Below are 25,770 nucleotides of genomic sequence, written 5' to 3' on the forward strand. Positions count from 1 at the left end.
TATAATGGCGCCTCTTACACATCAGAGGACCTTTTGTTATGCCGTCACTTTTTACCCCCCTGAACCTGGGCGATCTCACGCTTCGTAACCGCATTGTATTGCCGCCGCTGACGCGTTGTCGCAGTGAACAGCCGGGCAATATTCCCGGCGAGTTGATGGTGGAGTATTACCGCCAGCGTGCCAGCGCGGGACTGATGATCACCGAAGGCACCCAGATTGAACCTCGCGGGCAGGGCTATGCATGGACGCCGGGGATCCACAGCGACGCTCAGATCGCTGGCTGGAAAAAGGTGACAGAGGCGGTACATCAGGAAGGCGCAACGATTTTCTGTCAGCTCTGGCATGTTGGTCGCGTCTCTCACAATGAACTTCAGCCCGGTAAACAGGCACCGGTTGCCCCTTCAGCCATCGCGGCTGATAACGTCCGGGTATTTATTGAAACCGGACCTGGTGCCGGGATACTGACCGCACCCAGCGAACCACGGGTACTGACCAACGCGGAAGTAAAAGAGATCGTGGCGCTTTACCGACGCGCAGCGGAAAATGCAAAAGAGGCGGGTTTTGACGGTGTGGAACTGCATTCCGCCAACGGTTATCTGATTAACCAGTTTATTTCGGAGCACACCAACTTCCGTACGGATGAATATGGCGGTTCAGCAGAGAATCGTCTGCGTTTTCTGCGTGAAGTGGTTGAGGCGGTCAGCTCGGTATTTGGCAGCCACCGTGTTGGCGTGCGGTTTGCGCCGCTGTTTTCGAGTACCAACGAAGAGCGCGTCTATCTTGGCCTGGTTGAAAGCGATCCCCACGCAACCTACATCCGCGCCGCTCAGCTTCTGAATGAGCTGGAAGTTGGTTATCTCTCTATTGCCGAAGCGGACTGGGATAATAGCCCGGATATGCCAGAGTGTTTCCGGGTTGCGCTGAGGGAAGCATTCCGATCGCCGATCATCTATTCCGGTCGCTACACGGCGGAAAAAGCACAGCGTATGCTGGATAACGGCTGGGGCGACCTGGCGGGTTTTGGCCGCTCGTTTATCGCGAATCCCGATTTGCCTGCGCGCATTAAATCGGGCTATCCGCTGAATGAGGTCGACAACGCCTCCCTGTATGGCGGCACTGAGAAAGGCTATACTGACTATCCTGTTTTTCAATCCTGATCTTATGTGAGGCGGCATGTCCCCCGAAAATGCCCTGAAGTTACTGTCCAACCCGACCAGAGTGGCAGTACTGAAGTGGCTTAAAAATCCTGACGAAGCGTTTGCGGGCTATTCGCAGCTCTATCCCTTCGCTCAGTATGGTGTCTGTGCCACCCTCATCCAGGACAAGGCGGGCTTATCACAGCCCGCTACCTCGTTATGTCTGAAAGCCCTGCACAATGCGGGACTGGTCGAAGCCAGCAAAGTCGGGAAATGGACCTACTATCGCCGCGCTGAATTGCGTATTCGTGAAATAACCGACGTGGTGACACAATCGCTGCAGGCGCTTTAGAGCACCTGCCGTTTAACACATCTCTCTTTTCTCATATGCGAATGCATAGCCTTTGCACTCACAGTAAACGCCTGCACATATCCTCCGAATTTCTGGCGCGTCTTCACGCATGCGGCTTGACGAAGCTGCCCGCTTAACTTACAACTAAAGCCGTCAGGGGAGTCTCGCCAGAGAGACTGAGAGGCTAATAGCGTAGTGCGCGGCTTAGCGACCCTTAGAACCTGACCCAGTTGATACTGGCGTAGGAAGACGGGTATCGCATCCGATACTTGCCGCAGGGGCGCGTTCGCGACGTCTCTGCCTTTTCCCTCCGTATCACGGGTCTTCGTTAACTGATAACGAGGCCAAAGTGAACTATCTCATCCTGAACCTCTTTCTTCCTCTCCGGTGGACACCATGAGCCGCTGGTCGGTGATCGGCAGCGGCGTCGCCGGGCTGTGCGTCGCCACACTGCTCAGGGAGCGGGGAGAATCCGTCGAAATTATTACGCAGCCGGACTGTCGTGCCGCCTCGCACTGGGCGGGCGGTATGCTTGCGCCCTGGTGCGAAGCGGAAAGCGCGCCGCCGCAGGTGATCGAATGGGGCCAGCATGCGGCGGGCTGGTGGGCGCAACGCGTTGATGGCGTTGAGCAGCAGGGCACGCTGGTGGTTGCGCCGCCGCGAGACAGCCGTGAACTGACGCGCTTCGCCAGCATGACGCAGCAGCATCGGTGGGTCGCCCCCGGTGACATCGAACCGGCGCTGGAAAATCGCTTTGCCCGTGGCCTGTTCTTTGCTGCAGAGGCGCATCTTGATCCGCGCGGCGCACTGCAGCAACTGCGCGCCACACTGCAGGAGGCTGGCGTACCCTTTCACAGCGGCAAACCCGGCGGCACAATCATCGACTGCCGCGGCATTCACGCTCTTGATCATCAGCCCGCCCTGCGCGCCGTGCGGGGCGAAATGCTGATCCTGCGCACGCATGATGTTCAGCTCTCCCGTCCGGTCCGTTTGCTGCATCCGCGCTTTCCCTGCTATCTGGTGCCGCGTGCCGGAGGCCACTTCATGCTCGGAGCCACCATGGTCGAAAGTCACGACAGCAGCCCGATCAGCGGCAGGGCGATGATGGAGTTGCTGAGCGCGGCTTACAGCCTGCATCCGGCGCTGGCTGAAGCGCGCATCGTGGAGAGTGGCACCGGTCTGCGTCCCGCCTACCGTCAGAACCTGCCGGAAGTCCGCTATGAAAATGGCCGCTTCTCGTTAAACGGGCTGTACCGCCACGGCTTTTTACTGGCCCCGATCATGGCTGAAAAACTCATGCTGCAACTCACTCAGGAGATGACTCATGCGAGTTCAACTTAATGGACGCATGATTGAAACCAGCGCAATCACGCTGGCGGAACTTATGGCGGAGCAGCAGATTGACCCGCGCACCGTCGCCACTGCGCTGAACGGTGAGTTTGTGCCGCGCAGCCGTTATGCCAGCCAGCAGCTTGAGCCGGGCAGCCAGCTGGAAATCCTGTCACCGATGCAGGGAGGTTAACCATGTTCTATCAATTTGCCCCGCAATCACGCTTTCTGCTCGGCACCGCCGGCTATCCATCACCGGACATTCTGCATCAGGCAATCGACGCGTCAGGTGCGGAGATCATTACCGTCAGCCTGCGTCGTGAAGGCAGCGAAGGCGGTGCGTTTCGCACGCTGTTGCAGCAGCTCAATAAACGGATTCTGCCGAATACCGCAGGCTGCCACACGGTGAAAGAGGCGGTGACGACGGCGCAGATGGCGCGTGAACTGTTCGACACGCCCTGGATTAAGCTGGAAGTGATTGGTCATGCCGACACGCTGCAGCCCGATCCCTTTGCGTTGGTTGAAGCGGCCCGAATCCTCTGTGCTGATGGCTTTCAGGTCTTTCCCTACACTACCGAAGATCTGATCGTTGGCGAGAAACTGCTGGAAGCGGGTTGTGAAGTGCTGATGCCCTGGGGCGCGCCGATTGGTTCCGGCCAGGGGCTGCGCAATATAGAGGGACTACGCGCCATGCGTGCGTGGTTTAAAGATGTGCCGCTGATTATTGATGCGGGCATCGGTGCGCCAGGCCAGGCGGCACAGGCGATGGAGATGGGTTTTGATGGCGTGCTGCTTAACACGGCGGTAGCGAAAGCACGCGATCCGGTGCGCATGGCGGGTGCCTTTGCCGCCGCGATCCACGGCGGGTACGAGGCGTTTCAGGCAGGATTGATGGAGCAACGCGACATGGCGTCAGCTTCTACGCCCATTTTTGGTCTGGCACAGTTCAGTTAAGGAGCAGCGATGACGCGTTATCAGCGACAGGCGATGCTGCCGGAGATTGGTGAAGCGGGGCAACAGCGCCTGAGCGGGGCAAGGGTGCTGGTAGTGGGTGCGGGCGGCCTTAGCGCGACGCTGCTGCCATTGCTGGCCGGAGCGGGCATCGGATTTATTCGTCTTTACGATGGCGATCGGGTCGAGCTGCACAACCTCCACCGGCAGACGCTGTTTGGCGTCGGGGATGTGGGCCAGCCGAAAGCAATCTGTGCTCAGCGCGAGCTGGCGCTGCGTAATCCTGACTGCCACGTTGAGGTACATCCCCAGATGTTGAGCGCCAGCCAACTGCCGCAGGCGCTGAAGGGGGTCGATCTGGTGGTGGATGCGGCGGATAACTTCGCCATCACCTATCAACTCTCCGACGCCTGCTCTCCGCGTGGTCTGCCGCTGATCTGCGCCTCGGTGCTGGGTCGCAAAGGCTATGTCGGCGGATTCTGCGGCGGTGCGCCTGGCTATCGTGCGCTCTTTCCTCAACTGCCGATAGCGTCGGGAAACTGCAATACGGCGGGCGTGATGGGGCCTGCGGTAGCGACGCTGGGTGCAATGCAGGCCCAGATGGTGCTGAGTGTGTTATTGAAACTGACGCCGTCGCCGCTCGGCTGCATGATTCACTGCGACTTTGTGGACTGGCACATCAGGCAATTTCGCTTTGATGATGCACCTGAACCCGACGTGCCGGGCATCCCGTTTATCGATAAGCTGATGCTCAGTGAGGACGATTGCATTGTGGAACTGCGCAGTCCCGAAGAAGCGCCGGTCAGTGTGGCCGGACGGGTGTTACGGATTTTGCCGCAGCAGATAGCAGCCTGGCAGCCGCCATCCGATCAGCGTGTGGTACTGGTGTGTGCCAGTGGCATGCGTGCAGCTCAGGCGGCTGAGAACCTCGCCGCGCGTGGTGTTACGCGTCTGGCGTTGATGGCGGCAAATACGCTGTAAGGTTCGGGTTTAGATCACCTCGACCAGCTGGAACGTTTCGAAGATCAGCTCCATTTCGCTGTGGAAATAGCCTTCACGTTCGAAGTAGCGCTGATGTTCCTGCCGCCAGTGGTCGAGGCTGAGATCGCCTTCGCCCTCCAGCATCGCCATCTCGGGCGTCACGCGATCAAAGCGCGTCAGGAACAGTCCGGTAGTGCGGATCACGCAGACGGGCCGTTTTTCGCCGTTCAGAACAATGGTGTAGCCGCCCGGCTGTGGCAGGACTTCCTGATCCTGCCAGCTCTGCAACGAACCGCAGGTGGCTACCTTTTTTCCGGCAATAATCAGCGTTGCCAGCTCGTTAGCTAATTCCGGGGAATCACCGAATGCATCTGTGAATGCACCCGGATATTTGTCCTGCAGTTGTTCCAGCGTCATCGACATCCGCAAATCCTTAATGAAAGAAGCGCCTGACCGGAATAAATGCAGGCCAGTGTCGCCGTTAAGATAAAGCAGCAGCGGTTTATATGCTGCTAAGCGCGTTACAGCTTACCCGGCCTGCTCATGGGAAAACAGGCTTAATTATCATGATATTGGGTTTGGGTGTGTGCTGGATCGCAAAGGAGAGGCATACTCTGGCGCGGCCAGCCACAGCCGCGCACAAAAACTAACGCATCAGAAAGCTCGCCCAGTGTTCAATGTCGTCACCGCTGCTGATATCGGGCTGCACCAGACCATTCACCATAAAGGTCGGTGAAACGTGGATACCATTCTGGCGGGCATATTTGCAGTGCCATTTGATCGCGTTCTGCAGATTGGGCTGATCAAACGCGGCGCTGGCATCCACGCCGCTGTACTCCCTGAGGCGGGCCAGAATCTGGTTCGGCGTTGCATCGCGATTCGGGCCGGTACAGTGATCGGTGAACTCAAACTCTTCACGATGATCGGCGACTGCCTGCATTACCTTCTTTGCCGCCTCTTTACTTTCGCTGGCGGCGGCAAGGATGTAACGCACAATCACGCCGGAATAGAGGTGCCACGGCTGTGATTGCAGGCGAATCTTCAGGGTCATCTTCTCTTCACCCACATGCGCCAGTAACGCGTCAAATTTATTGAACGCGCGTACCGAAAAAGGGCAGGTGGGTTCCAGAAAGACTTCAAAGATTGCGGGACCGTGGCCCCAGATCAGGACATCAGCATGCTGACTCATCGAAAACTCCTTTAAGATAAACGGAACGGAAAGTGTCCTTACCCTGGCAAATCCTCATCGCATCAGCCAGTTGAGAATCAGCCGTAATTGTTACAAAAAACAGCAATCAGCGGCTGAGACGCGCGTAACAGGCGACAGCAAGGGCCATTAATCGTTAGAATTATCGGCTTTGGCATTCTCAACTGCTGGCCCTGCAACGCAGCTATAGTTATCTGCAGAATTTGCTCGCCCGAATGAGAAAGTCAGTTCTGTTAACTGTATGCTAATCGTCTGCCTGGGGCCGATAAGCGTTAGAAGAGGTTAATTTTGCATACCGATCTTACCTGGAAAATTCTCCATCGCGTTATTAACAAGACAATCTCTGACATGCTGGATGATCAGCAGAGTATTGACGTGTTATCACTGCGCGCCCGGCTGCATGAGCTGGCTGAAAAAGAGGAGGATGAGGTCATGGTGCTCTGTTACTGGCAGGCAAGTAAAATTCTGCTTCGACTCCCCACCACCGTAACAGCCAGTCAACTGATGGTTGCCGCACGGCAAGCTTTTCGCACGCCGATGGATCACGATCTGCTTTAAGTTGCACTGGCTTGCTATTTCATCGTAATGAATAATTGTTGCAGGCTATTGTTGAGCGACACGTATGTGCTGCTGGCGAAAAAGATATTCCCATTCTGGAACCTATAAATAATTAAAGTAAATATAAAGGGCTGTATAGGTGAATGTGTTATTAAAAAGGGATGTTTAACCGGCTGACTAATCCTTTTCTTAAATTACCGGAAATTGATCCAGAACATGAAAAGCGTTTAATAGATTATTTGGGAATGTAACGAAACGACCTGTTTATCTTTTATATAGCTGCACAGCGCTAATATAGTCCCAACATAATAAACACCGGGTTGTTATGTTGGCGCATTTTATAAATGCATATTTATCCATCAGGTGGCTGATCCCAGCCGCTTTGCATGTATTGAAAAGAGACAGGTTTGATGAATATCAGAAAACGTATTCTGCCAGTGGCACTGGCTGGCCTTATGATTTCCGGATCGGCATTAGCCGCAGCTGACGGCCCATCACCCATTGTGCCTAATCCGGGAACCGCCGCCGGTACTCAGGGTGCAGGTGGCGAAGTGAAATTTACCGGTGAAATTACCGATGTTTCCTGTGACGTTTCAACTGCCAGTAAAAATCAGAGCGTTGATTTAGGTAAGTGGGCGAAATCTTATTTCGAAAGCCGCAGCGAAACCACCGAAACCCCTTTCACTATTTCAGTCAAAGACTGCCCGGCATCGGTCACTAAAGTGGCCGTGCTGTTCGATGGCGATAAAGATAGCGGCGACAATACCCTGCTGAAAGTGACTGACGGTGGCGCAACTGGCGTGGGCATCAAACTCTACGAAGCTGACCGCAGCACACCGATTGCTATCGGTACCATTTCCAAAGCGGTCAACGTGGTTAAGGCTTCAGATGGGGGATCTGCCGACCTGAATTTCTTTGCCGATTATAAAAGTGATGGTGCTGAAATTGCAGTCGGTCCCGCCAACTCAGTTTCAAATTTTGTAATGGTTTATAACTGATTAAAAGCAGGGGCAACCCTGCTTCCCTCCTGAATATCAACGGCGTAAATGACTATGTTTAAAGTAATAAGAATTATTTCGCTTTTCTCTGCGTGTATGCTGAGCATGGCTGCTCATGCAGGTGTTGTGATGGGAGGGACGCGTATTATTTTTGTTGAAGGAAAAAAGGAGGCAGCGCTTTCTGTCACTAATCAGGATAAAACTATTCCCTACCTGATTGAATCCTGGATAGAGAATTTTAATTCAGATGATCACGCCCGCGTGCCTTTTATTGTCACGCCACCACTCTTCCGCCTCGATGCGGGAAAAGAGAATCTGTTAAGGATTAATTATCTGGGAATGCCCCTGCCGAAAGATCGTGAATCGGTATTCTGGCTCAATGTGAAATCTATTTCGCCTGCGCCACGCGATAAAAGTAACCAGCTGCAGGTTAATATCAAATCGAAATTTAAACTTTTTTATCGGCCCAAAGGCCTGGCGGGAAATCCGGCTGATGCCTGGCAACAACTCTCGTTTCGCCATGAAGGCAGGCAGCTGATTGCACATAACCCAACCCCTTACTTTGTCTCTTTTTATTCGATCAGCGTTAATCATCACGCCATTCAGGATCCTGGCATGATTGGCCCGGGTGAAGATCGTCAGTGGAACGTCGCTGATTCAGGCGCAGTGACATGGTCGGCCATTAATGATTTTGGCGGCATCACTGAACAACGTACGCGTTAGTCATTTATTTTGATTTGAATCCGGGGCATCAACAGTGAAAGTCACTCAACAGGCCAATACAGGGAAGAAAAAGCACGCGAAACCGCTTTACGCCTCCTCCTGGTTTGCAGGCGTTCCGGGTCTGATGCTGCTTATGTTCTGCCCGCTGCGTGGTGCGCGTGCGGACGACTACTTTAATCCGGCGGCGCTGGAATTTTCATCCGATCAGCATAACGCCGCCGATCTCCACTATTTCGCCCATGAAGGCGGCCAGCAACCGGGTACCTATCATGTCACGCTGCTGCTCAACAACCGGATGATTGATAGCCGCGATGTCACTTTTGTGCAGGGCAGAAACGGGCTTGTTCCGCAACTGACGGCGGAGGAACTTTCAGCGATTGGTGTCAACGTAAACGGCTTCTCTGCGTTCAGAAATCTGAAGAAAGATGAGACGGTTGAGGAACTGGGTGATTTCATACCCGATGCTGCGGCCAACTTTGATTTCGCGCACCAGCAGTTAAATCTTTCCATTCCCCAGATTGCCCTGAAAATAAAAGATCGCGATTATGTCGATCCTTCGCGCTGGGATGAGGGTGTATCGGCCGCTTTTGTAAATTATAACCTCACCGGAAGCAGCAGCCGTAATGAAAGCGACCGCTGGAATTCAACGCTGCTCAGCCTGCGCAGTGGGGCCAATCTTGGCGCATGGCGACTGCGTAACACGGCCACCTGGCGCTATGATCTGGTCAGTCACTGGCAATCCCAGACTACTTATCTGGAGCGGGATCTTAAGACACTGAAAAGCCAGTTCAGGGTCGGAGATACCTACACCTCTGGCGACGTTTTTGACAGCGTGCAGTTTCGCGGTGTGCAGATCATGTCTGATGACACCATGCTTCCCGAGAGTCAGCGTGGTTTTGCCCCGGTGATACACGGCATCGCCCACAGCAATGCCCGGGTCACGGTGAGTCAGCATGGCTACGTGATTTATGAAACTGTAGTCGCACCGGGCGCATTCGAAATCAAAGATCTCTATCCCACGGCGCAGAGCGGTGATCTCGATATCACTATCCATGAAAGCGATGGCACGGTGCGAACCTTCACCCAGCCGTACTCGGCGGTGCCCTATATGCTGCGTGAGGGGCATATGAAGTACAGCGTCAGCGGCGGTCGTTATCATTACTCAGGCAGCAACAATCTACGTTCACCTGAATTTGTGCAGTCCACACTGTTTTACGGACTGCCGCATGACTTTACCGCCTTTGGTGGCGTTCAGATGGCGCAGAATTATCACGCTGTGGCGATCGGTCTGGGTAAAAGTCTTGGCGATTTTGGCTCGCTGGGAACCGATGTTACCGTGGCTAAAACCCGTTTAGCGCAAGGCCAGAGCAGCAGTGGTCAGTCAGTCCGCGCGCAGTATCAGAAAAATTTCGCCTCCACCAATACGACTTTCAGCATGGCGAGCTATCGCTACTCCTCCAGTGGTTTCTATGCTTTCAGCGAAGCCAATGCGATGACCAGCCCGACCCGCTACGTGGCTAACAAGCGCAGTCGGTCAGAAATAATGGTCTCTCAGGAAATGGGTGACTACGGCAGCCTTAGCGCCTCTGCCTATGTGCAGCGCTACTGGCGTTCAAAGAGTGAAGATCGCACCTTGCATCTGGGTTTTTACAGCAATTACAAAGCCATTTCCTGGGGCATCGCCTGGTTTTATACCGACTCGACCAGCGTCCGTAAGGCTGACCGCGCGGTCTCTTTTAATGTCTCTGTTCCCTTCATCGCGCTGCTGCCAGACAGCTCCGTCAGCTACAGCATGAACTCCGGCAATGATGGGAATGTTTCGCAGCAGGTCAGCCTGTCGGGTAGCGCGTTACAGGACAACAACCTGCATTACAACCTGCAGCAGGGCCACAACAGCCAGGGACAAAATCTGAACAGCAACGGCTCGCTGGACTATCGCGGCAGTCGCGGCAGCCTCAGTGCTGGGGTCAGTCATGAACGCCACAGCACTCAGTTTAACTATGGTCTCTCGGGCGGCATCGTCGCACATGCACACGGCATTACGCTGAGCCAGCCGCTGGGCGACACCTTCGCGATTGTGCGTGTGCCGGGTACGGCCGATGTGGGCATTCAGAGCAGCAGCAATGTGGTCACCGATGGTCGCGGCTATGCGATTGTGCCGTCACTTTCGCCTTATCATGAAAATGCCATCGAACTGGAAACGGATACGCTGCCCGACAATGTTGACGTCGAACTGGATGGTCAAACGGCTATCCCGACACGCGGCGCGATTGTGATGGCCGACTATGCCACCCACGTGGGTAATCGGGTGCTGTTCACGCTTAGCTGGCAGGATGCCTTCCCACCTTTCGGGGCGACGGGGCAGATCGCGCTCGCCGAAGAGGGAAAAAACAGCAGCACCAGCGGCATCGTCGCTGAAAAAGGCGAACTCTATCTGAGTGGTGTACCCGCCCAGGGTGTTATCGAGGTGAAATGGCAGGAAGAGGGGGGGGAGAAAAGCTGCCGCGCGCCGTTCCGCCTGCCTGCCGCCAGCGGCACCAATCCGGTCAGACTCGTCTCTGCGGTTTGCCAGTAATTCACAGGAATGTAAGATGAAATCAGTTCTGCGTTTAGCGAAAGGGATGATGCTGATTATCCCGACATTATGTGCTTTACCTGCACTGGGACAGGAGTCCTGTCAGGGCGTCAGCCAGGTGGTCGTGCAGGTGCATAACGTCAACTATGTGCCGGGCGCAGCCGATGGCACCCCCATCTCGGCGCAGATGCCCCTGCAAAGCAGCAATGCTTTTACATGTAATAAAAACAGCGGTGAGCAGGGCTATAACTACAAAGATATGGGGTTTGAGATTAATGCTGAAGAGTCCGGCTTACAGACCAATATCGCGGGCGGGCACAATACGCCGATATACCGTGTTCCAGGCGTTGAGAGCATCGGTTTCGCTATTGGTTTCAAGGAGCCGTCTTATTGCGGTGGCGGTTTCGCTGATACCACCGGTAAAGGTAAAACCAGCTCGATCTGCAACTCCCAGACCAGCCCACAGTTAAATTCTGCCCACGACATAACCCTTCAGTCCTATGTGGTGTTTTATAAAATTCCCGGACAGCGCTCGCCGCTTAACCCTGGCGATCAACCCGCATCTGTCGGTGAGGTGAACATTGGCAATGCCAGCCTGAAGGTCGGGGACAGTGCAGCCAGCAGCCAGCCAATCAACGACAAGCCGCAAATATTCCTCTCCAGCTTTACCGTGCAGTATGGCAGCTGTTCTGTGGTCGCCTCCCAGTCCGCTATTAATGTGGACATGGGAAAGGTGAGTAAGACGGAATTCACCGGTATCGGCAGCCGGGCAGGAAGCGAGAAGCGCTTCCGGATTCAGGTGATGTGTGAGCACAGTGCAGCCGTAAAAGTCGGTTTCTTTGGTATGGCTACATCAGGTGATAAAGATGCCATCAGCCTGACGCCTCAGAGCAACTCAGCATCCGGTGTAGGCATTGCTCTGACTTATGGACCCGGCCTGCAGGTCCCGGAAGGTCAGCGCGTGCCGCTGAATGTCTCAACCGATCAGCTGCCGGTGCTGACGACAGTTTCTTCTCCCAATCAGGCGGCGTCGATGACGTTTAACGCGCAATATATTCAGACTGGCGGGCAGGTGATGGCGGGAAAAGCGGACGGCACGGTGACGTTCAATCTCGTTTATAATTAACAGGCACAGGCTGTGCATCACTGACGAATGCTGCGTGATGCTGGCTGCATGTGTCATCAGCCCTGCGCATTACGCCCGCTCAGCATCGCTATACGGCCCGTCTCCTGCAGCAATTGTTAAAACCCGCTAACCATGATCCGCGGTTTTCCCTAATCTCTGTTAAAATTATTCCTCTGTACCACTTTGCAGGATGCATGTTCGGGAGAAGCTATGTTGTGGATTTGGAATGCCCTGATTGTTCTGGTCACCGTTATCGGCATGGAGATAACGGCTGCGCTGGCGCACAAATACATCATGCATGGCTGGGGTTGGGGCTGGCACCTGTCACATCATGAACCACATAAGGGCTGGTTCGAGGTTAACGACCTCTATGCGGTGGTGTTCGCGGGCCTGTCGATTTTACTTATTTATCTGGGCAGCACAGGCATCTGGCCGCTACAGTGGATCGGTGCAGGGATGACGCTTTACGGTCTGCTCTATTTTATCGTGCATGACGGGCTGGTCCATCAGCGCTGGCCATTCCGCTATGTGCCGCGCCGGGGTTATCTGCGCCGGCTTTACATGGCGCACCGACTGCATCATGCGGTACGGGGTAAGGAAGATTGTGTCTCATTTGGTTTTCTCTATGCGCCGCCGCTGTCAAAACTGCAGGCGACGCTCAGGGAACGTCACGGCGTTAAACGGGGCGCTGCCAGAGGTAAGCAGGGCGTGGAGCAGGACGTCCCATCCGGGAAGTAACTGCCTGACCGGATGCTGCCACCAGCATGGCCAGTTTCTCTGGCGTGCTGGTGGACTGACGTTGATCCCACGCTTGTGCACCCGCTTCGACTACTTTCATACCGATCTTACGATAAACCTGTTTTGCCGTCGCAATGGCCCACGCTGAACGCAGCGGTAAACCGGGCAACCCCGCCGATGCCGATCGATAATAAGGTTCTGCCGTCTCCACCAGTCGGCGGGCAACGCGGCTGAGGGCCTGGCGATGGCGCGGGTCCGCCAGCGCCTCCCGCGTCAGCCCCTCTTCTGCCAGCCACTCAGCGGGCAGATAACAGCGTCCCGCTTCAGCATCTTCAACAATATCGCGGGCAATATTGGTTAGCTGAAAGGCCAGACCGAGATCGCAGGCGCGATCGAGCGTGGCGTTGTCGCGCACGCCCATAATCTGCGCCATCATCAGACCCACCACGCCCGCCACGTGATAGCAGTAGCGCAGCGTATCGTCCAGCGTCTGATAGCGGGTCTCATGGACATCCATCGCAAAGCCCGCCAGGTGATCAAAAGCGTAAGCAGGCAGAATATCGTGCGCCATCGCTACCTCCTGAAAGGCGGCAAAGGCAGGCTCATGCATCTGCGATCCGGCATAGGCCTGACGGGTTTTCATCTCCAGCTGCGCCAGGCGCTGTTCAGCAGATTGCAGTGACGGCGTATCGTTGCTGAATCCCAGCACCTGATCGTCAATCACATCATCACAGTGACGACACCATGAGTAGAGCATTAGCACACTGCGTCGGGTTTTGGCATCAAACAGTTTCGATGCCGTGGCAAAGCTTTTCGAGCCCACTTCCATGGTTTCAACGGCATGATCGAGCAGTGACGGACTATTCAAGCCAGATCCTCCAGCATCAATCCTGCGGTGGCTTTGGCCGAACCAATCACTCCTGGGATGCCCGCGCCAGGATGGGTGCCCGCGCCGACCAGGTAAAGATTTTTAATGGTCTTATCGCGGTTATGGGGCCGGAACCAGGCACTTTGCGTCAGAATCGGCTCGACCGAGAATGCCGAGCCCTGATACGCATTCAATTCATCGCGGAAATTAAACGGCGTGAACATGCGATGCGTCACCAGCTGGCTGCGCAGGCCTGGCATGTAGTGCTGTTCCAGATAGTCGAAGATGCGATCGCGCAGGCGAGGACCTTCCACGGCCCAGTCGATATCGGCGGTGCCGAGGTGCGGCACCGGTGCCAGCACGTAATAACTGCCGCAGCCTTCGGGTGCCAGTGACGGATCGGTCACGCAGGGCGCGTGAAGGTAAAGCGAGAAGTCCTCTGCGAGGGCGTCTTTATTAAAGATCTCATCAATCAATTCACGATAGCGCGGACCAAAGCAGACTGTGTGGTGCGCGAGCTGATCGTGATGATGATTCAGGCCAAAATAGAGCACAAACAGCGAGTTGCTCATGCGCTTGTTCTGCAGGGATTTTCCCCTGGCCACAGCGGCGGGATGCTGACTCAGCAGTTCGCGGTAGGTATGAACCACGTCAGCGTTAGAGGCAACCGCGCGGGTCGGGAAGACCCGGCCATCATCCAGATGCACGGCGATGATTTTATTTTCCTGCGTCTCCAGCCGGGCAACGCTGGCATTCAGCTCCACTTCGCCGCCCAGATCCTGAAACAGCTTCACCATGCCCTGTACCAGGGCGCCTGTGCCACCACGCGGGAACCAGACGCCCCATTCACGTTCCAGCGCATGAATCAGGGTATAGATTGACGAGGTGGCAAATGGATTTCCGCCTACCAGCAGCGAGTGAAAAGAGAACGCCTGACGCAGATGCTCATCTTCAATATAGCTCGCCACTTTGCTGTAGACGCTGCGCCACGCCTGCAGTTTTGCCAGCTGAGGGGCGGCGCGCAGCATGTCCCGGAATGACAGAAATGGCACGGTGCCGAGCTTGAGATAACCTTCTGCAAACACCGCACGGGAATAGGCCAGAAAGCGACGATAGCCTTCTACGTCACGCGGATTAAATGCGCTGATTTGCGCTTCCAGCGCGGGCTGATCGTTGTCATAACTGAAGACTTTGCCGGACTCCCAGCAGAGGCGATAAAAAGGCTTCACCGGCAGCAGTTCGACATAGTCAGAGAGTTTTTTACCTGCCAGGGTGAAGAGCTCTTCAATAGCGCTGGGATCGGTAATCACCGTGGGGCCGGCATCAAAGGTAAAGCCCTGATCCTCGTAAACATAGGCGCGGCCGCCGGGTTTATCACGCTGCTCCAGCAGCCGCGTAGGGATCCCTGACGCCTGAAGGCGAATGGCCAGCGCGAGACCACCAAAGCCTGCACCAATTACTGTCGTTCTGTTCATTGCATCGCCTGTTGACGGTGAGGAGTCATAATAGCCTGTAGCGCAGCCAGTACGGGAACCGGCGGCTTGCCGCTTAAGATGCGCAGCCGATCAGACACAGTGAGTTTTCCCGCATAAAAACGGGCAATCAGACCTTCGGGGAGGCCGTAAAATCGTTGCATAACCTGCCAGCGCTGGTCTGCCGGACCCGCCAGAAACAGCATCCGGTTTAGCATGCGGAAGAAGCGCTGCTGCTGCCAGGAATGACTGGCAAACTGCTGAATGGTGGCGTGCAGGGTCTCAGAAGTGAACGACTGCATCTGCGCCAGCCGGTCAGCCAGCGCGACCGCCAGCGGCAGCGAATAGCCGGTGGTAGGATGGAATAACCCGGCACGCAGGCCGCTGCAGGGCAGATCGCGTTTCTGCCAGAAGGCGTCCACGTCGCCGGTCAGCGTAATTGGCAACGCGCCCTGTTCTTCACGCAATAGCTGCTTTAACTGCCAGCCCTGCTGAGCAGCATAGTCACGGATATTCTGACGGGCGCGATCGCCTCCAAGCGTGGCGTTATCAATATAGTGGGTATCTTCAATCAGCAGCGTATCCGCCGAAAAGGGCAGGCTGTAGACAAAGCGATAGCCTGACTGCTGATCCACGGTCGCGTCCATAATGACTGGTGCGGTCAGGCCGTGGGGCGCACTGAGCTGCCACTCCTGACCCACAAACGCCTGGAAGCCCATGCGCAGCGCATCATCGGGCTGATAGCCGCGTCCATCGATCACCGCGTCAGTTTCCAGCACCCGACCATCCTCCAGCGTGACAAGGCGTGAAGCGATGCTCGCCACGCGGGTATTCAGCAGCAGATCCGGCGCAAACCGATCGCGGATCACCTGCGCAAAACGCGCTGCGGTCACACAAAAATAGCCACTGTTCAGGTTGCGACTGCGTTGCGGAAAGCGCACCTCATAACCGGGCCAGTGATGAACCACCAGCGGAGCAATCCAGTGATGCTGCGTGTCAGTGAGATCCTCCGCATGAAACGACCAGGTATGATGCGCGCCAGGCTCACTTTCTGCATCAATCAGCAGCATACGCAGTGACGGACGCTGCTGGCGCAGGCGCAGAGCAATCAGCCCGTTAGCCAGCCCCGCGCCCACCAGAATCAGATCATACCGCGACATAATCTCTCCTGTGGAGTACCGGCTTGCGGGTCTGCATCGCCTGTTCGACAATATCCGCTGCGAGGGTGGTGCCGCCCGCCTGACAGAGCGCAGTGCGCAGCGTTTTCATCTGCTGGCCGTAGCTTTCATCAGCCAGCAAAGTCTGAAGCTGACGGGCCATTGAGTGGCTGGTAGTGAAGCGTGACGCGCGACGCCCTATACCGTGCCAGACCACTCTGGCCGCGACGCCCGGCTGGTCAAAGGCCAGGGGAATCGCCAGCATTGGCGTCAGATAGTTAACAGCATCCAGTACCGTATTCATGCCGCCGTGCGTTATCGCCAGATCGGCCTGCGCCAGTGCGGCAGCCTGATCGGCAAAATCGACCACCTGAACATGGCTGGACTGCGCCAGTTTTTCCGCCTGAAACGGTGACAGACGACCACAATGCGCCAGCAGCAACTGCGCGTCGATCTCATGGCAGGCGCGAACAATGGTTTTAAACAGTCCGTAGCGGTGCCCCTGCAGCGTGCCAAGTGAAGCAAAAATGCGTGGTCTGTCGCCATGTGGGAAATAACGTGGCTGCGACGCGGCAGGCGCTGTTACCGCTGCACGCAGCGGACCGACCGAATGAAAATGGTCGGGCAGCGCCTGGCGGGGAAAATCGAGTTCCGGCAACAGCTGGCTGATCTGCGCAAGGGGTGAAAAGCAGTGATGCAGCTTTTCCCGTGGTGCTAATCCCATCGCATGGGCGTTACGGGCGATAACGCGATCGTGACGGCGCATCAGCCAGTCATAGATCTTTTCACTCGCGCGATAGCGTTCGCGTGCCTGGTCGGTGTTAGCATAGTCAAACGGCATCACGGCCAGCGGAAAATGGGGTTCACGGTTAAGTGGCAGCGCACAGGCCACAGAGACGTAGGGCAGGTTCAGAGACTCTGCCGCCAGCGCACCGGCTGGCTCCATCTGATCGACGATCACGCCATCAATCGCCAGCGTGTTCAGCACCACCGGCAGTTCACGGCAGAGCATCTCTGTGCTGCGGGCCATCTCATTGATTAATTTAAGCATTGATGGGCCAAGAGGATGCGCCGCCAGCTGAAGGGTATGCGCCAGACTGCCTGCCGGATGCGAGGCGAGACCCAGCGGGAAAAACCCTATCCGGCTGTCAGTAAGTAGTGCGCTGACATCCGTCTGCTGGATAAAGGTAATCTGGTGTCCGCGTGCGATCAAGGTCTGGCTCAGATGCGTAAGCGCCTGCACATGGCTATAGAAGGGCGGTGCAATGACCGCGAAGTGACTCATGCAGCATCCTTAACTGACGGCAGCGAGTTTTTTCTCAAACCAGGCCTGAACAAAATGATGAGTGGCATAACCGTCCTGGCAGGCCGAAAGCAGATGCTCACTGGCACAGCGCAGATGATCGCGCAGTCGCGTTTCAACCGCCTGAGGCCCCAGCAGATTGACCAGCGTCGATTTCCCCTCATCCTGATGGGCATCTTTGCCGGTATCCGCCATGCCGTCAGTGAGATCGTCCAGCAGCTGAAAGGCCTGACCGAGATTAAGCGAGAAGCGGTGTAGCTGTTCGCGCGCCTCTTTTGGCGTTTCCGCCACAATAGAGGCCATCTGCATAGAGGCGCAGAACAGGGTGCTGGTTTTGTAGTGATTGGTCATCAGAATGGCGTCGGCACTTCGTGGCTTGTCACCTTCTGAAAGATCCTTGAACTGACCCTGCACCAGACCCTGCATGCCGACAGCGTGAGATAGCTCCGCGACCGCATCAGCTCTGGCAGCTGCCGTTAAGCCTTCAGCCATTGCAACCACGCCAAAAGCCTTACTCAGCAGCGCCACTGCGGCCAGAATCGCGACATGTTCACCATACTGGCAGTGAATGGTCGGACGTCCGCGACGCAACTGCGCATCATCCATGCAGGGCATGTCATCCAGAATCAGGGAGGCGGCGTGCACCATCTCAACCGCGCAGGCGAGATCAAGCAGCCCGGCAGGGGTGGCGCTACAGCCGAGATCGCGCGCGGCCAGCAGCAGCAGCAGCGGGCGGATACGCTTTCCCGGTGCCAGCGCACCCTCGCGCATTGCCTCGCCAACTAAATCACGTTCACTCTCCACCGGTAAAAGCTGATCAAGCCGCTGCTCAATGTCGTTCAACAGGGTGGCTGCATCACTATGGCTGAAATTGACGTGTTGTTCTGCACAGACCGTCATCATGGCTGTCCTTATCTACAGAGGAAGTCACAGCAGGTCGAAATGATTCGATGCCATCTTCAATAATCGTCCCCGACTGCCACAGCATAGTTGGCAGGTTTTCAAAGAACGGCGGGTAAATCCATTACAACTAAGCGTAGCTCACAGTGATAAAAATGTCGGCGAATTCAGCAGCATTCCGCGTTTTAACGTGCCATCCTGACCACTATATTGCCTGAATCAGCCCAGTAATGCGCGCAGCGCTTTCATCACGCTGGTGACATCCTCATCCGATAATGCGCCATCTTTAGCGAAGCGTACAATCCCTTCCCGATCAATCACCACGACAGACGCGCTTTCCGGCTGAAGATGCCAGCTATGCGCAGTGACGCCACTGCTGTCGATAATAAATTGCTGCCAGGGTGCTGCTTTTTTGCTGGAGGCGATGCTGCGCACCACAAAAATGGCACTGCCGGGCAGGGCATCGTCGGTATTTACGATGGTGGTAGTCTGGAAGCGGTCACGCGGCAGTTGGGCCTGCTGAATGGCTTTAATTAAGGAGGCACTCTGATCTTTCGCAGAAAGCCGGCCAGCAACATGAATCACCAGACGCACTTTTCCGGTCAGTGTCTGACTGTTCCAGCGCTGATAATCGATGTCACCCTGGTTCAGCACCATTTCGCCTTTGTCGGCAATGTAGACCGGCGGGACAGGCTGACCGGGTGTCAGAGTATGAGCAGCTGTAAAGCCGGAAAACAGCAGGGCTATCATCAATCCATAATGGCGCACGGGGTCCTCACTTCTTTTCGTTTTACGGCAGGCGAGACGAGCTATCTCATCAGCAGGCAGAAGATTAGTACCATATCTATGTTTCAGATCAATAAATGCATTAAAGATTTGGGCTGAAAATGCAGGGAATATTTTGTTAACAGGAGGTGGAATATGAGCACTGCACTGATGACCTTACCTGAGTTTGCCCGCTACATTGGCATCACTACGGCGACGCTGGCGCGCGCCTTTTGCTGCCGGGGATCGCTGGCCGGCGTGCCGCTGCCGCAGGCACTGGATGATGCACCGCTGACACAACGCCACTGGCTACGCGACGATGTACGTCAGTTTGATCATGTCTATAAGCGGGTGCAGGCGATGCAGCAACGTAAAACGCTTTAAATCGCCCATCAAAAGAAAAGCGCGGGATTATCCCGCGCTTTGTTATGCAACATTATCAGGCTTCACCAGGAAGCAGACCAGATTGGCATCCCGATCGCCGGTAACCTCCATGCTGCTATCCAGCCCACTCACCGCATCGCCGCGACTGAGTCGCTGATCGCCGATGCGAATAATTCCTTCCAGCACGATGAGATAAGCCACAAAGCCCGGCATCGAGGGCACGTCCACCGTCTGGTTACGCTCCAGCAGCGTATCGTAGATATAGACTTCCTGGCGCAATTCCAGCGGGGCATCAGACTCTTCCGGACCGGCCAGTTCGGTCCAGCCGTTAGTCATAATGCCCTGATCGCGCTCCAGCACCTGAGTCATCGCTTCACCGCCCGGCAGTGAAGGCCGGATAACGGCCTGCAACAGTTCCGCTTCATACAGCGGCACTGATTCTTCGTACTGAACACCCTCACCGGCATTCACCACCATTACCTTTTTCGCAGAGAGCTGAGTACGCTCGCCGTTGCTGTCCTGATGCTGCATTGAACCGCGCCACAGGTAGGTGAACACTTCTTCGTCCTGATGCTGCTGCATCGGGATCCGGGCATCCAGTTTCAGCGACATCAGGTCAACAATGAGCAACGGGCTAAGCGCCTCGCCAGGCCGCTGACGACGAACGGTAAAAGGACCGTACTCAAAGAGTTGTTCAGAATTAGCTCGCACAATATTCATGATGAGTTCTCAGATAAAGGAAGGCATAACAACGATCATAGACCTCAGGCGCAGAATGAGAAGCCGGATGATTTGCCCGGCTTCGTCAGTTATTTTGAATAAAAAATGATGCGGTGTGTCATCTGCTTATTTGCCCTGTTCGTCGCTCTCACCCAGGAAGAAATACCAGAGTGGGATCGACAATAGCCCGGTAAAGACCGTGGAGTAGAGCAGGATCATCATCGCCTGGGTGATATACATGGTCAGTGACCAGTGGCTGAAAGGGATCTGATACTGGTCAATCACGCCGCCAATCATCGCATTCGCCATCACTGAAATCACAATCAGCGCCAGCACCGTGACGCTGCGGAGAAAATAGCGCATCTCTTTGCGCTTTCCGGCGAAGCGTGACTGGACGATAGCCAGCGGCGACTGCTTATCTGGCGCAATTTCTTCCCGGATGACCGACGCACCCTGCGCGCTGCGCCAGCGCTGAATATCCAGCAGGATCAGCACAACCAGGCTGATGCCCATAACAGGCAGCGCATAACCCAGCGCCAGCGTCACTATCAGGCTGGTGCCCTGCGTATAACGCGGCAGTGCAAGCCAGACGGACAACAGCGTCTGCGAGGGGCTGAGCTGGGGAACCGCCGGGCGGCGAATCCACCACATGCGGTAGCCCAGCACTATCATCGCACAGAGTCCAAAGCCGAACAGGGCCAGAATCAGTTGGTTAGGCAGACCAAACAGTACCCCCATATGCGCATCCACGCCCCAGCGGGTCAGTTTTGCCACCAGCGGGAAGCTGGCGAATTCAACGCGGTCGACCACGCTGAAATCAGCCGGATTGATTGAAACCGCATCAACCTGACTTGGCCAGCTGCGATCAATCTCCGAAACTGTCCAGGCCTGTTCTGCGTTCTTAGGCTGACGCAGCTCCAGTTTCGCGGCGTGCAGTCCGGCCTGACGTGCTGCTGCCAGTGCCTGATCCCAGCTGGCATTCGGTTGATTGAGAACCACTGGCGCGGCGATTCTGGCTGGCATGGTCATGCCGGACATCGTCATGCCTTCCATCGCACCGCGATGGTCAGCATGCGGATCGGCTGCTTCGGCGGGCGCGTCACCGTTCAGTGCGGTATTAACCTGCGGCGTTTTCCAGCCAAAGTCGCTGCGCATCTTTTCGATATTGTTGCCTGCCCACTGTGACCAGGTCAGTCCCGTTACCGAAAAGAACACCAGCCCGATAGCCAGCAGCAGACCCAGCGTAACGTGCCAGTGACGCGTTGCCGCAAATCCGCTGCGCACTTTCTTACGGGTACGTGGTGGCCGGGTGCCGGACCATATGATGATCCCACCCAGCGCAGCGACCCACAGCCATGAGGCTGCCAGCTCGCTGTAGTTACGGCCAAAATCGCCGAGCAGCAGGCCGCGATGCAGCTGATCCAGCCACATGCGCAGCGGCAACACACCGCTGGTGCCATACACCGTCATATCGCCTTTCACCTGCAGAGTGTAGGGATCGATAAACAGCGATCGTGATTCCGATGGGCCAAGCTGAGGCTCAGCAAACTGCACGCGGGTTGTATCATGCGGACCCGGTGCGGGACGCACGGCGTAGATACGTGCAGACTCACCCGCACGCGCACGTGCGGCGGCAATCTGGGCTGACAACGGCTGTGCCTGGCCCTGTGCATCGGTGGTCAGGGCATCGTGATAGATAGCCTGTTCCAGCTGCGGCGTCAGAACGTAGAGCGTGCCGGTGAGCGCGGCGACAAAAATGAACGGTGCGATAAATAGACCGATATAAAAATGCAGGCGGCGAAACAGATTAAACAGCGTGCCGCGCGGTGCAGGGATAATTTCCTGAGAAGAGAACATAGCATTCCACACTTTTCAAAAGACAAAGGCGATTGGGTGACGTTGTCACGCAATCGAATCAGAAAGCAGTGAGTGTGACGTGAAAGCGGGCGGCGCTCGTGGTCGGTGGAGACGCAACATCCATCGCCACGGAGGCGGATTAATCGCAAAGGGCGGCGGGGTGCGGCTGATCAGGCTCATCCACCAGATGAACGGGATAAAGACCCAGAGCATCAGCGGCACATGCACCAGTAAATCGCAGTAACCACAGGCAAAACCAGGATCCATCATCATCCCATGGTCCGCCATTGACATCATTTCGCTGTGATGATGCATCATCGGCATCTCTGCGCTCATAGCGGAGACACGCTGCATTGTGGCGTGATGCTCAGCCAGATTCTTTGAAATCATCGGGGCGACAAACAACAGCAGCACGGCCAGTATCGCAATACCGGCAGTGAGTCGATGTCTGAGTGAAGATTTCTGCATGATTGTAACGGGCGCAAGGGTGAAAATTACGGGCGGCAGTGTAACGCGAAGGGGATAAAAGGGTTAAATAAAGTGGCATCTGTTCCGAAAAAATTCGCACTCTTTGAACATATTCACTTTAATTCCAGCATCATTTAACTTAGATGTTACTCGTTAAATACATACAAATAACATTAATGAGTCGGTTGCATTTAACCGAACCCATAAAGGAATGAAGATGAAAATTGTAATGCTGGATGGTGACACACTGCCTGTCTCTCTGCCGACCGGGCAACTACAGGCTGACTGGGAGATTCGCGCACAAACACCGGTCAGTGACATTGTCTCTTCGCTCACGGGCGCGACGGTTGCGATTACCAATAAGGTGCCGTTGTGTGCCGACACCCTGGCGCAGCTTCCTGAACTGCGCTTTATCTGTATTGCGGCAACCGGTTATGACTGTATTGATACAGAGGCCTGCCGCGTCCGCGGCATCGTGGTCAGTAATGTACCCGGCTACTCTTCTCAGAGCGTGTCGGAGGCGGTAATCGCCGCCATTTTCGCCTTGCGTCGTCACATGATGGCTTATGCCGTTAATACCCGCATCGACTGGCCGCAGGCGCAGCACTTTTGTCTGCATCGTCAGCCAATAGGGGATATTGGCGGCGCCACGCTGGGTATCGCGGGCAAAGGTGATATCGGTCAGGCGGTCGGCAGGCTGGCCCAGGCGCTGGGAATGAAGGTCCAGTACGCGGAGCGCAAAGGCAGTGATCGGGTGCGTGAGGGCTATGTCAGCTTTGAGCAGATGCTGGCCACCAGCGATATTATTTCGCTGCACTGCCCATTGAGTGACAGCACCCGTCAGATGATTGATCGCGAGGCGCTGGAGAAAATGAAACCGCATGCGCTGCTGATTAACACCGCGCGTGGTGGCCTCATTAACGAGGCCGATCTTGCTGAGGCATTAAAGCAGGGGCTGATTGGCGGCGCGGCGCTGGATGTTCTGAGCAGCGAACCACCCTCTGCAGATAACCCGCTGCTGGCAGATTTGCCCAATCTGCTGCTGACGCCGCACATTGCCTGGGCGAGTCGCAGCGGCGTAGAGAATCTGGTGACGGGTGTGATGGCCAATATTGCGGCCTTTATTCAGGGCGAGCCGGTTAATGTGGTGAGCTGAGCTGGGTCGAATGGCTTTCTGAGGCCTGCAATTCGTTAATATTCAGAGCAACCTCGTAGAATTCAGGAAAAGCGTTTTACGGGGTTCAATCATCAGAGTATTCATTTCGTTATTTCCATCCGGTCTTTAAACGTTCGTGCGCTACAGGATTTAGCGCCTTTTATCCTGCTGAATCAGCCGTTGTCAGCGCTTCAGGAACAGAAAGGAGTCTGGTCAGTGAAAAAGAACAACAGCACGCACACGCCTCATGATGCGACATTCCGGCAATTTCTGACTCAGCCGGATATTGCCCGGGATTTCCTGGCGCTGCACCTGCCGCCAGAGTTGTGCCAACGCTGTGATCTCAGCACACTGAAGCTGGAGTCGGGGTCGTTTGTCGAGGATGACCTTCGGCAGTACGTTAGCGATGTGCTTTACAGTCGTAAGACTACCGCTGGCAATGGATAGATCCATGTACTCATTGAGCATCAGTCATCACCTGACAAACATATGGCATTTCGGCTGATGCGCTATGCAGTGGCTGCCATGCAGCGCCATCCTGAAGCTGGGCACAAGAGATTGCCGCGGGTAATACCCATACTGTTTTACGCGGGCAGACGCACTCCCTATCCTTATTCGACCCGGTGGCTGGATGAGTTCGACGACCCGTTGCTGGCGGACAGGCTTTACAGCCACAGTTTTCCACTGGTCGATGTCACGACGATTCCTGACGATGAGATCATGCAACACCGCAGCATGGCGGCACTGACCCTGTTGCAGAAACATATCCGGCAACGTGATCTGGCAGAACTGATGGACAAGCTGGTATCCATTTTGATGGCAGGCGATCACTCTTCATCGCAGGTGATAATCATTGGCAAACTGCATTGTGCAGGCGGGCGAAGTCTCAAGCGCCAAAACCTTTGTACAGGAGCTGGCACAGATTTCGCGCTAAGAATTTTTTGAGCGCTGATTAACGCTGACGACTCAAATCGCCAGCGTACTGCACTGAAAATATAAAATCAGCTTGCCGGAATCATGGGAACTCCATCGCTTTTCATCACGGCGAGCCTGTTATTTGCGCGCTCAGTATCAAAATATCGAGCGCCCCAGCTTTTCCGTCAGCAATTCCAGCACAGCAGTGCCCGCCAGCGAATTACCTGCGCTGTCCAGCCCGGGTGACCAGACGGCAATGCTCATCTCGCCAGGGATGACGGCAATAATTCCGCCACCTACGCCCGACTTTGCAGGCATCCCAACCCGCCACGCGAATTCGCCTGCGCCATCATACATCCCGCTGGTGATCATCAGTGCGTTAATCTGCCGCGCCTGACGCGGTGTAATCATCTGGCTGCCATCCAGTGTTTTACCCTGATTAGCCAGATAGATGAAGGTGCGCGCCAGTTCAACGCAGTTCATCGACAGTGAGCAATAGTGGAAATAGGTCTGCATGACGCTGGTGACATCATTATCGAAATTACCAAACGACTTCATCAGCCAGGCTATCGCGGCATTGCGGGCAGAATGTTCAAATTCAGAGCGGGCAACGTGGCGATCATAATTGATATCGGGCTGCTGGCTAAGCTGGCGCACAATTTCCAGCATTCGCTGGCGTGGCGCCGTCAGGCGGGTTTCCAGCAGATCGCAAATCACCAGCGCACCGGCATTGATAAACGGATTACGTGGCTTGCCCTGTTCCAGCTCCAGCTGGACCAGTGAATTAAATGGCTGGCCTGATGGCTCTTTGCCAACCCGCTGCCAGATTTCACTGTCGTCATAGCGGGTCAGTGCCACAGTCAGCGATAGCGCTTTGGATATCGACTGAATAGAAAAGCGCGTCTCCGCATCGCCCGCCTGAAAGAGGGTGCCGTCACGCAGGCAAACGGCAATGGCCAGATTGTCGGCCGCAACATCGGCCAGCGCGGGGATATAGTCAGCGACTTTTCCCCGATGGACCAGCGGACGCACCTGATCCAGGACCTCCTGCAGCAGAGCATTATTTAGTTCAGACACGCACTTTTCTCCCGTCGGTTTACGCTGGCCGGCAATGCGTGATGCATTTGCGAC

The 25,770-nt window shown here is 55.5% G+C and carries 26 protein-coding genes, 1 pseudogene and 1 riboswitch; of the genes and pseudogenes, 15 read left to right on the forward strand and 12 right to left on the reverse strand.

Annotated elements, in window-relative coordinates; translation table 11 throughout:
• Positions 1 to 38: 38 nt before the first annotated feature.
• From N1689_RS09855 to N1689_RS09880, 6 genes are all read left to right on the forward strand, one after another.
• The gene (locus N1689_RS09855) at positions 39 to 1,157 is read left to right on the forward strand and encodes an alkene reductase (protein ID WP_260058732.1); all 1,119 of its coding nucleotides are present in this window, start codon (positions 39 to 41) and stop codon (positions 1,155 to 1,157) included.
• Between the two features lie 16 nt (positions 1,158 to 1,173).
• The gene (locus N1689_RS09860) at positions 1,174 to 1,488 is read left to right on the forward strand and encodes a helix-turn-helix transcriptional regulator (protein WP_161736144.1); all 315 of its coding nucleotides are present in this window, start codon (positions 1,174 to 1,176) and stop codon (positions 1,486 to 1,488) included.
• A 145-nt stretch (positions 1,489 to 1,633) separates the two neighbouring features.
• Positions 1,634 to 1,753: riboswitch (TPP riboswitch) on the forward strand.
• Positions 1,754 to 1,884: 131 nt separating this feature from the next.
• Entirely contained in the window at positions 1,885 to 2,829 is a 945-nt protein-coding gene (locus tag N1689_RS09865) for an FAD-dependent oxidoreductase (RefSeq protein ID WP_260058733.1), read from the forward strand.
• Entirely contained in the window at positions 2,813 to 3,010 is a 198-nt protein-coding gene (thiS, locus tag N1689_RS09870; protein WP_161736146.1) for a sulfur carrier protein ThiS, read from the forward strand. Before N1689_RS09865 ends, thiS begins: the two co-directional genes overlap by 17 nt.
• 2 nt (positions 3,011 to 3,012) lie before the next feature.
• Positions 3,013 to 3,771, forward strand: a complete 759-nt coding sequence (locus N1689_RS09875; protein ID WP_161736147.1) for a thiazole synthase — start codon at positions 3,013 to 3,015, stop codon at positions 3,769 to 3,771.
• Positions 3,772 to 3,780: 9 nt separating this feature from the next.
• Positions 3,781 to 4,749, forward strand: coding sequence for a HesA/MoeB/ThiF family protein (locus N1689_RS09880; protein ID WP_260058734.1), 969 nt, complete (start codon positions 3,781 to 3,783; stop codon positions 4,747 to 4,749).
• A 9-nt stretch (positions 4,750 to 4,758) separates the two neighbouring features.
• Here N1689_RS09880 and N1689_RS09885 read toward each other — a convergent pair whose 3' ends face one another.
• Together N1689_RS09885 and N1689_RS09890 are read right to left on the reverse strand one after the other, a co-directional pair.
• Positions 4,759 to 5,172 carry an ASCH domain-containing protein gene (locus tag N1689_RS09885; RefSeq protein ID WP_161736149.1) on the reverse strand — a complete coding sequence of 138 codons (414 nt, stop codon included), beginning with the start codon at positions 5,170 to 5,172 and terminating at the stop codon, positions 4,759 to 4,761.
• 223 nt (positions 5,173 to 5,395) lie between these two features.
• Entirely contained in the window at positions 5,396 to 5,938 is a 543-nt protein-coding gene (locus tag N1689_RS09890; RefSeq protein ID WP_260058736.1) for a thioredoxin domain-containing protein, read from the reverse strand.
• Between the two features lie 306 nt (positions 5,939 to 6,244).
• Between N1689_RS09890 and N1689_RS09895 the strand changes: the two genes are divergently transcribed.
• The 6 genes from N1689_RS09895 (at position 6,245) to N1689_RS09920 (ending at position 12,674) form a co-directional block, all read left to right on the forward strand.
• Positions 6,245 to 6,514, forward strand: coding sequence for a hypothetical protein (locus tag N1689_RS09895; RefSeq protein WP_161736151.1), 270 nt, complete (start codon positions 6,245 to 6,247; stop codon positions 6,512 to 6,514).
• A 410-nt stretch (positions 6,515 to 6,924) separates the two neighbouring features.
• Positions 6,925 to 7,512, forward strand: coding sequence for a fimbrial protein (locus N1689_RS09900; protein ID WP_222925832.1), 588 nt, complete (start codon positions 6,925 to 6,927; stop codon positions 7,510 to 7,512).
• Between the two features lie 54 nt (positions 7,513 to 7,566).
• The gene (locus N1689_RS09905) at positions 7,567 to 8,235 is read left to right on the forward strand and encodes a molecular chaperone (protein WP_222925831.1); all 669 of its coding nucleotides are present in this window, start codon (positions 7,567 to 7,569) and stop codon (positions 8,233 to 8,235) included.
• A 34-nt stretch (positions 8,236 to 8,269) separates the two neighbouring features.
• Positions 8,270 to 10,810, forward strand: a complete 2,541-nt coding sequence (locus N1689_RS09910; RefSeq protein ID WP_260058738.1) for a fimbria/pilus outer membrane usher protein — start codon at positions 8,270 to 8,272, stop codon at positions 10,808 to 10,810.
• A gap of 16 nt (positions 10,811 to 10,826) precedes the next feature.
• The gene (locus N1689_RS09915) at positions 10,827 to 11,936 is read left to right on the forward strand and encodes a fimbrial protein (RefSeq protein ID WP_222925830.1); all 1,110 of its coding nucleotides are present in this window, start codon (positions 10,827 to 10,829) and stop codon (positions 11,934 to 11,936) included.
• Between the two features lie 210 nt (positions 11,937 to 12,146).
• The gene (locus N1689_RS09920) at positions 12,147 to 12,674 is read left to right on the forward strand and encodes a sterol desaturase family protein (protein WP_161735401.1); all 528 of its coding nucleotides are present in this window, start codon (positions 12,147 to 12,149) and stop codon (positions 12,672 to 12,674) included.
• Here N1689_RS09920 and crtB read toward each other — a convergent pair.
• The 6 genes from crtB to N1689_RS09950 all read right to left on the reverse strand — a co-directional run bounded on the left by crtB (position 12,613) and on the right by N1689_RS09950 (position 19,124).
• Entirely contained in the window at positions 12,613 to 13,542 is a 930-nt protein-coding gene (gene crtB, locus N1689_RS09925) for a 15-cis-phytoene synthase CrtB (protein WP_161735403.1), read from the reverse strand. The two genes, N1689_RS09920 and crtB, sit on opposite strands and share 62 nt — an antisense overlap.
• Complete coding sequence (locus N1689_RS09930) at positions 13,539 to 15,017, reverse strand: phytoene desaturase (protein ID WP_161735405.1); 1,479 nt, start codon at positions 15,015 to 15,017, stop codon at positions 13,539 to 13,541. The genes crtB and N1689_RS09930 overlap by 4 nt, the downstream gene beginning before the upstream one ends.
• Positions 15,014 to 16,174: a lycopene beta-cyclase CrtY gene (crtY, locus tag N1689_RS09935; RefSeq protein WP_161735407.1), complete on the reverse strand. Its 1,161-nt coding sequence runs from the start codon at positions 16,172 to 16,174 to the stop codon at positions 15,014 to 15,016. Before crtY ends, N1689_RS09930 begins: the two co-directional genes overlap by 4 nt.
• Positions 16,161 to 17,456, reverse strand: a complete 1,296-nt coding sequence (locus N1689_RS09940) for a glycosyltransferase (RefSeq protein ID WP_260058741.1) — start codon at positions 17,454 to 17,456, stop codon at positions 16,161 to 16,163. The genes crtY and N1689_RS09940 overlap by 14 nt, the downstream gene beginning before the upstream one ends.
• Positions 17,457 to 17,465: 9 nt before the next feature.
• A complete protein-coding gene (locus tag N1689_RS09945; RefSeq protein WP_222925872.1) occupies positions 17,466 to 18,374 on the reverse strand; it encodes a polyprenyl synthetase family protein in 909 nt (302 codons plus the stop codon).
• A gap of 219 nt (positions 18,375 to 18,593) precedes the next feature.
• A complete protein-coding gene (locus N1689_RS09950; protein WP_161735468.1) occupies positions 18,594 to 19,124 on the reverse strand; it encodes a YtfJ family protein in 531 nt (176 codons plus the stop codon).
• A 171-nt stretch (positions 19,125 to 19,295) separates the two neighbouring features.
• On the opposite strand from N1689_RS09950, the gene N1689_RS09955 reads away from it, so the two are divergent.
• A complete protein-coding gene (locus N1689_RS09955) occupies positions 19,296 to 19,523 on the forward strand; it encodes a hypothetical protein (protein ID WP_161735411.1) in 228 nt (75 codons plus the stop codon).
• A 42-nt stretch (positions 19,524 to 19,565) separates the two neighbouring features.
• On the opposite strand, the gene N1689_RS09960 is transcribed toward N1689_RS09955, so the two are convergent.
• The 3 genes from N1689_RS09960 to N1689_RS09970 all read right to left on the reverse strand — a co-directional run bounded on the left by N1689_RS09960 (position 19,566) and on the right by N1689_RS09970 (position 22,568).
• Positions 19,566 to 20,243: a pirin family protein gene (locus N1689_RS09960; RefSeq protein WP_161735412.1), complete on the reverse strand. Its 678-nt coding sequence runs from the start codon at positions 20,241 to 20,243 to the stop codon at positions 19,566 to 19,568.
• 126 nt (positions 20,244 to 20,369) lie between these two features.
• Positions 20,370 to 22,100: a DUF2534 family protein gene (locus tag N1689_RS09965; RefSeq protein WP_260058742.1), complete on the reverse strand. Its 1,731-nt coding sequence runs from the start codon at positions 22,098 to 22,100 to the stop codon at positions 20,370 to 20,372.
• 45 nt (positions 22,101 to 22,145) lie between these two features.
• A complete protein-coding gene (locus N1689_RS09970) occupies positions 22,146 to 22,568 on the reverse strand; it encodes a DUF2946 domain-containing protein (protein WP_253417740.1) in 423 nt (140 codons plus the stop codon).
• Between the two features lie 217 nt (positions 22,569 to 22,785).
• Between N1689_RS09970 and N1689_RS09975 the strand changes: the two genes are divergently transcribed.
• Positions 22,786 to 23,724 carry a D-2-hydroxyacid dehydrogenase gene (locus N1689_RS09975; protein WP_161735418.1) on the forward strand — a complete coding sequence of 313 codons (939 nt, stop codon included), beginning with the start codon at positions 22,786 to 22,788 and terminating at the stop codon, positions 23,722 to 23,724.
• A gap of 216 nt (positions 23,725 to 23,940) precedes the next feature.
• Positions 23,941 to 24,646, forward strand: a pseudogene (locus N1689_RS09980) (Rpn family recombination-promoting nuclease/putative transposase); the annotation flags it as partial.
• Positions 24,647 to 24,795: 149 nt separating this feature from the next.
• Here the strand turns inward: N1689_RS09980 and glsB are convergent.
• The gene (gene glsB, locus N1689_RS09985; RefSeq protein WP_222925824.1) at positions 24,796 to 25,716 is read right to left on the reverse strand and encodes a glutaminase B; all 921 of its coding nucleotides are present in this window, start codon (positions 25,714 to 25,716) and stop codon (positions 24,796 to 24,798) included.
• Between the last annotated feature and the right edge of the window lie 54 nt (positions 25,717 to 25,770).

Source organism: Pantoea sp. XY16 (genome assembly GCF_025153065.1).
In the GTDB taxonomy this organism is placed as follows: domain Bacteria; phylum Pseudomonadota; class Gammaproteobacteria; order Enterobacterales; family Enterobacteriaceae; genus Pantoea; species Pantoea alfalfae.